Source organism: Nocardia sp. NPDC058497, from assembly GCF_042720195.1.
GTDB lineage: Bacteria > Actinomycetota > Actinomycetes > Mycobacteriales > Mycobacteriaceae > Nocardia.
The window spans coordinates 1-4,867 of the sequence record NZ_JBHXMY010000459.1; the positions used below are offsets into that span (position 1 = coordinate 1).

General features: G+C 65.0%; 10 protein-coding genes. 2 read left to right on the top strand and 8 right to left on the bottom strand.

All coding sequences use genetic code 11. From position 1 onward, the window contains the following. Nucleotides 1–110 precede the first annotated feature (110 nt). Complete coding sequence (locus tag ACFWPJ_RS24765) at nucleotides 111–443, top strand: VOC family protein (protein ID WP_378854777.1); 333 nt, start codon at nucleotides 111–113, stop codon at nucleotides 441–443. A gap of 8 nt (nucleotides 444–451) precedes the next feature. Further along, on the top strand, nucleotides 452–628 hold the full coding sequence (locus tag ACFWPJ_RS24770) for a hypothetical protein (protein WP_378854778.1): 177 nt from the start codon (nucleotides 452–454) through the stop codon (nucleotides 626–628). 30 nt (nucleotides 629–658) lie between these two features. On the opposite strand, the gene ACFWPJ_RS24775 is transcribed toward ACFWPJ_RS24770, so the two are convergent. The 8 genes from ACFWPJ_RS24775 to ACFWPJ_RS24810 form a co-directional block, all read right to left on the bottom strand. After that, a complete protein-coding gene (locus ACFWPJ_RS24775) occupies nucleotides 659–1,051 on the bottom strand; it encodes a type II toxin-antitoxin system VapC family toxin (RefSeq protein ID WP_378854779.1) in 393 nt (130 codons plus the stop codon). Continuing rightward, nucleotides 1,048–1,311 carry a hypothetical protein gene (locus ACFWPJ_RS24780; RefSeq protein WP_378854780.1) on the bottom strand — a complete coding sequence of 88 codons (264 nt, stop codon included), beginning with the start codon at nucleotides 1,309–1,311 and terminating at the stop codon, nucleotides 1,048–1,050. Before ACFWPJ_RS24780 ends, ACFWPJ_RS24775 begins: the two co-directional genes overlap by 4 nt. 39 nt (nucleotides 1,312–1,350) lie before the next feature. Next, the gene (locus tag ACFWPJ_RS24785) at nucleotides 1,351–1,797 is read right to left on the bottom strand and encodes a PIN domain-containing protein (protein ID WP_378854781.1); all 447 of its coding nucleotides are present in this window, start codon (nucleotides 1,795–1,797) and stop codon (nucleotides 1,351–1,353) included. Further along, the gene (locus ACFWPJ_RS24790) at nucleotides 1,794–2,027 is read right to left on the bottom strand and encodes a CopG family transcriptional regulator (RefSeq protein ID WP_378854782.1); all 234 of its coding nucleotides are present in this window, start codon (nucleotides 2,025–2,027) and stop codon (nucleotides 1,794–1,796) included. The genes ACFWPJ_RS24785 and ACFWPJ_RS24790 overlap by 4 nt, the downstream gene beginning before the upstream one ends. A gap of 36 nt (nucleotides 2,028–2,063) precedes the next feature. Beyond that, complete coding sequence (locus ACFWPJ_RS24795) at nucleotides 2,064–2,297, bottom strand: hypothetical protein (RefSeq protein ID WP_378854783.1); 234 nt, start codon at nucleotides 2,295–2,297, stop codon at nucleotides 2,064–2,066. Then, a complete protein-coding gene (locus ACFWPJ_RS24800; RefSeq protein ID WP_378854784.1) occupies nucleotides 2,297–3,112 on the bottom strand; it encodes an ESX secretion-associated protein EspG in 816 nt (271 codons plus the stop codon). The genes ACFWPJ_RS24795 and ACFWPJ_RS24800 overlap by 1 nt, the downstream gene beginning before the upstream one ends. Beyond that, complete coding sequence (locus tag ACFWPJ_RS24805) at nucleotides 3,109–4,470, bottom strand: hypothetical protein (protein WP_378854785.1); 1,362 nt, start codon at nucleotides 4,468–4,470, stop codon at nucleotides 3,109–3,111. Before ACFWPJ_RS24805 ends, ACFWPJ_RS24800 begins: the two co-directional genes overlap by 4 nt. After that, nucleotides 4,470–4,867 (bottom strand): hypothetical protein (locus ACFWPJ_RS24810; RefSeq protein ID WP_378854786.1); only part of this gene is annotated, 398 nt, incomplete at its 5' end. The genes ACFWPJ_RS24810 and ACFWPJ_RS24805, both read right to left, overlap by 1 nt.

The window sequence follows — 4,867 nt, forward strand, 5'->3', positions numbered from 1 at the left end:
GCGCGCCCGCCCGGCGCCGTGCCCCCCCCGTTCCCGGTGGTTACCCTGGGCTGGAGGAACATCACGATCTCTCCCCCCGAACAGTCCGCTGTCACCGGAAGGAAGCCCAGATGAGTCCCACCATCGGCGCCATCGTTATCCCCGTGTCCGATCTGGAGTCCGCCAAGTCGGTCTATAGCGCGCTCTACGGCGAACCGCATACCGACCAGCCGTATTACGTCGGCTACTCGGTCGACGGCTTCGAGGTCGGACTCAGCCCCCAGGGTGATCTCTCCGTCGGCCCGGTCGCATTCAACGACGTCGACGACGTGGACGCCGTCCGCGCTGCTTTGATCGCTGCAGGTGCCGCTGAACAGTCCGCGCCACGCGAAGTGGCCCCGGGCGTCCGGGTCTGCGTATTGACCGACCCCAACGGAAACCCTGTCGGTCTACGAGGCGCGTAGGGGACAGAGTGGGCAAGCGTTGTCTGTCGGTCTATGTCGCCGAAGCGGTGCGGCATCACCTCGAGATGGACCGTCTCGCGGAAATCGTTGCGGATTTCGAGTCCTGCCACGAGCCGCTCACGGATACCGAGGTTGAAGCCGTCGCTGTGGAGATGTTCGGCCACTGCCCCCCGGGCGCTGCCTGAAACAGCCTGATGGGCGGTCGTTCTGGTCGTTCAGATCTTTACGACGCGAACTCCGGGCCCGCAGAATACTCGCAGATCCTCGGGATCGGAGGTCAGCAGCACGACAGGGCCGGAGACTGACAATGCGGTTGCCGCCACGATCGCATCGAGCGCGTACTTGTGTCCGTGTAGTCCATGCGCGGCAAGTAATTTGCTCGCGTGGCGGGCGATCGCCTCAGTCGATGGGAGTGGATTCACCCGCGAGACCGCGTAGTCGAACCGGGCTTGCGGGGTATTCGGGTTCCGGGCTTCGACAAGGGTGACCGTGCTCGCGACTACCCGGCTGTCTTCCGCCTCGGCAGCCGCCATCCACTCGGTCAGCGCCGATGTGCGTTGAACAAGCTGGGACAGGCCTTCGCAATCGAGAACCAGGCTGCCGCTCACGCAGCGCCGATTGCATCGTCGCGCAGAAGTGCGCGCTTGGCCTCTACAGCCGCCCGGTCGACCGGACCGTGTTCAGCCTCGGCGGCCTCGATGAGCTCGCGAAGACGATCGCGTTCGAGCTGCCGTTGGATGAGCGCCTCGACGTATGCGGACATACCGCGCTTGCCGGTACGCGCTTTCAGCGCTGCGATCGTGCCCTCGTGCAGCGAGACCGAGACAGGTCGCACCGGACCTTCGCCGGGGAGCGCGGATGAAGTCATGACCCATATTAACAAATCAATTGTTATCCGTGTTGACAATCAGAGATCTGCCGGGAGAATCCGGAACGCGCGGTGAGACGTCAATGGGGTCAGCGCGCGGAAGTCTCGATGGTCAAGGGTCAGAACCGCATCGGTCTCGTACTCTGCGGCCAACGCGACGCATACCGCATCGGCGAGATCCAGGTTGAGGGCCGGATACAGAGTGCGCACAGCGTTCGCTTGGTCGAGAATGTCGGCTGTGATCTGAGCGATCTCGAAGGCGCCCATGCGGACTTGCGCGCTGAGGTCCTCGATCATCGACTGAGCCAGGGCCCGGCCGAGTTCCCGCCGCCCGACATGATCGAGCTCGGCGAACGCCAGCGGTGACAACACGACCAAACCGGCGTTTTCGAGGGCGGCGAAGGCTGCATCGCTCTCCGGTGCGGATGTATCGAAGGCTGCGATCAGGCCGGAGGTATCCGCAATGACAATTCCGGTTCCGGTCACGCAGCGCCGTCTTCAGCGAGAATCTCCTCGGTACGCGCGGCGAGTGTGGGATCGCCGCTGGCGAAACGGCGCAGTCGTAGTGGCTCAGATCTGCGCCGCAACCGCATCGCGGCCAGGTGGATCGCTTCCCGAATGATCTCCGCTTCACTTGCATCCGAGCGCGAGGCGGCGTCCTTGATCACCGCCAGGTCATCAGCTTCGGCGTAGACCATCGTGCGCTTCAGTGGCATATGTGCATGATAGCATATATGCCACTTGGTTGATGGTTACGACTGCTGGGAACCGAACCGGATCCATACCCCGGATGTCCGGTGGGCATGGATCGCCTTTGCGGCGACCCGCATGGCGAGCCCGTTCACCGCACCGTCCGGCACGCTGACCGCGTGATCAGCGGTCCTGATCATGACCACCTGATCGAACTGATGATCCACACCGGCGTACTCGTAGACGACTTCGTCATCGGTCTCCGAACACAGCCGGAAGACCAGGTAGATGGCCATCAGGGCATCCGGGACAGTCGGTCGGTGAACATCGCGATGTGCTTGGCGAGCCGATGCGTCAGTTCCGCGGGTGGACCGGGGATGACGGTGAAGTTGTCGGCGTCGTGATGCTGGATCAGATAGCGACCGTCGTCCAGGTAGTCGAGCCAGAGGAATGCTTTGCCGTCGGAGGTCGGCCGCGAATCCACCTGGTAGCCGGGGTAGACGGTGATCTCGCCGGTGCCGATGCGGGGTCGGCGGAAGAACCGCTGCGTCTGTTCGACCGGGGACAGGCGGGTGGGGTGCCGGGCGTACGTGGCGGCGTCGAGATCGCTGCGGCGGCCTTGGAAGCGCGGCGTGGTTCCGCCCTGTACGTGCGGGAGTTTCGCGACGATCTCGGCGGCTAGGTCGGCCAGCGGCACAATGCTCAAGGTGAGGTCGCCGCCTTGTTCGCGGGTGGGCCCGGGAGCCTGGACCGCCAATGCCGCGTGGTCCTCGATGATTCCGGCGAACACCCGCACGACCTCGGTTTGGCCGGGCCCGTGCAGGCGCTCGATCTCGACGCGAACCTGAGGTTCGAGCAGCGCACCGAATACCTTGTGCAGACCCTGGTCGTAGATCTGCTGCAGTCTGCGTCCGGCGGCCTCGCGCCGCTCATTATGGATCTCGATGGTTTCCGCGAACTCGGGCTGAAAGGTCAGCGGGTAGGGCAGCCGGTCCCGGCCATGCGCTTCGAGTCCGATGGCGAACGCGTGCGGGTCGAGCACCCAGCGGCCGACGGGCACCTGCCTGCGCTGTATCGTTTCGCCGTCCGACAGCCTTTGGTTCCAGTTCACGCGCCGATCACCCCGCCCGGCGGAAGTGTCGGTGGCAGCTGCCCGATGAGCTCGCTGTCCCGGTCCTGGATGAGGTAATCGGGAGTGGTGTGCTCGTTCTCGTCGTCTTTGCCGTTGGCGCCACGCCCACCGCCCATCATGCCGGGCATTCCGCTCATGCCACGCGCACCCGCGGCACCGCCCGCCGCCGCGCGGGCGCCCGACCCGGCCGGGCTCGCACCGACCGGTGAACCCGGCACGCTGCGACCAGCACCGGGCGCGGTCGGACCCCCGGCGATCCCGCCACCGGGCGAGCCGGAGCCAGGGGAGCCACCACCGGTTCCGGCGGGCTTGTCACCCGTCGGCTGGCCGGTCCCGGTGGGCGTCGTGGCGGCCGGGTTGGTCGCCGTCGGGTCAGTGCTGCGGGGTTCGGTCGAGTCGTCGTCGGAACTGTCGTCCTGGTCGTCGCCGGAGTCGGTGGTCTGCGGCGTCGTGGTGGTTGGATCCTCTTGCGTTACCGCGGGATTGGTGGCGGGAGAACCGCCGCTGCCGTTGTTGCCGTTGTTGTTGGCGCCCCCACCGTTGCTGCCCCCGTTGCCGCCGTTGCCGGGCACGCCACCGGGATCGGTGGCATCGTTCTTCGGCACAGGAAGCACCGGCGTCTGATTATCGACGGTGGTCGAACCCGGCTGATACGTGCCGATCATGAAGAGCCGGGCGTCTTCTTGAGCCTCGGTGGCGCGATGCTTCGCGGCCTTGACCACGCCGTTGCCAGGAATGTGGCTGATGAACTCGTCGAAATCAGACACGTTCTCCGGTTTCGGAATTGCGATCTTCGCCTGTCCGAGTAGGCCTTCCATGTGGTCGATACCGTTGGCGACCATCTGAAACGCCGTGGGCAGCTTGGTCGCGTCGGCGGTGTAGCTCTTGATCGCGTCGATCGCCGCGTTCCCCGATTGCCCCGACCACTTCTCCGACAGCACCCGTTCGAAGCTGGTCCGGTAGTTGTTGACCGCGGTCTCGGTCCCCGTCGTGAGCCGTCGCCAGCCGTCCGCACCGGCATTCACGTCCGCAGCGTTGACACCGGACACGCCGTCCGGGCCGTTGAGCGCTTGCCAGATCTGCAGGTGCGTCCATGTGCTGAACGGCTCCGGGTTGATCACCGCCGCTTTGTCCATCGTCAGACCGGAATTGGCGCTCAACCGCGACCACTCATCACTGATGATGGTCCGGTCGCCCTCCCACTTCTCCCTGCCGTCCTGATCGAGTCGGCTGAATTCGTCGGCCCGGTCGTGGTTGTCCATGACCTTGAAAATGCCGAGAGTGCCCACGTGACCCGCGAACTCACCGAAGGTGCCGACGCCATCCCAGAACCCCATCAGATGCCAGCCCCTGTCGCACCGAGGTCGCCCGCGGTCTGCTGGTCGACGGCTTGCAGTTTGCCGATGGCGGCGAGGAAGGTGTCGCGTTGGTCGCGGGCGATGGCGATGTGCGCTTCGAGTCGTTTGACCGCTGACTCGTCGGCGGTGGCTTTGCGTTCGAGCTTCTGTTGGATGGCGATGGCTGATGGCAACGCACCCCAACCGTTCAGGCGGGCAAGACCGCTCGCATTGCTCTTCTGGACTTCCAGAGCTTCGATGTACTGGGTGACGACATCGGCGATTGCGTGCCCGAGTCCCACCTCGATCTTGAACGAGCCGGTTTTCACCAGCGGAGTCAGGTTAACCCCAGAAAAGTCGGTGTGCGGAGGCAATTGACGGAACCCCCACGCACAGC